Below are 1746 nucleotides of genomic sequence, written 5' to 3' on the forward strand. Positions count from 1 at the left end.
GCAGAAAACTTTCCTTTCTGTACTATCGAACCTAACGCTGGTGTTGTTGGCATGCCAGACCCTCGCCTAGACAAGCTTGCAGCCATTGTCAGCCCAGCGAAGGTTATCCAAACTACAATGGAGTTTGTTGATATTGCCGGTCTAGTAGAAGGCGCATCTAAAGGCGAAGGCCTCGGTAACCAGTTCCTGGCTAATATTAGAGAAACAGACGCTATCGCTCACGTTGTACGCTGCTTCGAAGATGAAAACGTTGTTCACGTTTCTGCCAAGGTGAACCCTCAAGCCGACGTTGATGTAATTAATACCGAGCTTGCTTTATCTGACCTTGATACCGTAGAAAAGGCTATCAAGCGTTTCACCAGAACAGCCAAGAGCGGTGATAAAGATGCGAAGAATGCTCTGAGCCTACTTGAGGATAAACTACTCCCTCACTTGAACGAAGCAAAAGCGGTTCGCGGCCTTGGTTTGAATGATGATGAACTAGCAATTATCAAAGAGCTTTGCCTGCTTACAATCAAGCCTACAATGTATATTGCCAACGTTGATGAAGACGGTTTTGAAGACAACCCTCACCTAGATAAAGTTCGTGAAATCGCAGCAGAAGAAAACGCTGTAGTCGTCGTGATCTGTAATAAGCTAGAAGCAGAAATTGCTGAGCTGGATGACGAAGAACGCGATGAATTTTTAGCAGACCTTGGCATGGAAGAGCCAGGCCTTGATCGTGTCATTAGAGCTGGCTACGAGCTACTTGGTCTACAAACCTACTTCACTGCAGGTGTAAAAGAAGTTCGCGCCTGGACAATGAAGCAAGGCGACCCTGCCCCTAAAGCCGCTGCAGTGATTCACACAGACTTCGAAAAAGGCTTCATTCGGGCCGAAGTAATTGCCTATGATGACTTTATCGACAATAACGGTGAAGCCGGCGCCAAAGACGCAGGTAAATGGCGTCTGGAAGGCAAAGAATACATCGTACAAGATGGCGATGTAATCCATTTCCGCTTCAACGTTTAAGCAATAGCATATAAGCGTATTTTTTATAAATTTTTGGCTTGACAAGTTCCAGTAAAAACAAGAGAATACGCGCCTCTTTTGGCTACATAGCTCAGTTGGTTAGAGCACATCACTCATAATGATGGGGTCCCAGGTTCGAATCCCGGTGTAGCCACCACTTTTTCTCTTTTATATCAATAAGATATGAAATATCCAGAGCGTCAGCTCAATCCCTCATCAGAATTTAGTACACAGTTTAGTACACACTAAGTTTTGATGAGATTATGGATCTTACAGCCCATTACAACTAGCATTCAGCGCGATAACTCAAAAGTCTTAGAATCACACTAGAATCTCTTATTCTTAGCTTAATACACAGAATATTCTCTCAAGCGACTCTCTCAACAGCTATTTCACTTTTTTACACGCTTAAACGCACTCTATGTTTCATTGTGTCACTGTATTTAGCAATTCGTACAATCTGCGCTTATTCCTTTGCCTATTTATAAAATACCAACTAAGTTATTAATGTTATATAGATCCGGCCACTGGAATCCTAGCGCAAATCATGTGATTAGCTAACGGACGCAACAATTAAATGGAAGTACTGAAAGTGAAGAATAAAGTATCAGCAAGCCTATTTACTTCGATCTTTCTAATTAGCGGATGTTCGAGTTCAGGAGATTCCGACGCCATATCCGATCAAAGTTTAACGGTTGGTAGCGAGTTATCCTCCACTTGTGAGATGTCTTCAAC

Annotated in this window: 1 protein-coding gene and 1 tRNA gene; both read left to right on the forward strand. The window is 43.0% G+C overall.

Annotated elements, in window-relative coordinates; translation table 11 throughout:
• Window positions 1–1011 (forward strand): redox-regulated ATPase YchF (gene ychF, locus A3735_RS01570; RefSeq protein ID WP_068637448.1); only part of this gene is annotated, 1011 nt, incomplete at its 5' end.
• 80 nt (window positions 1012–1091) lie between these two features.
• Window positions 1092–1168 (forward strand) — tRNA-Met (locus A3735_RS01575).
• Window positions 1169–1746 lie beyond the last annotated feature (578 nt).

This window comes from Oleiphilus sp. HI0061 (assembly GCF_001635675.1).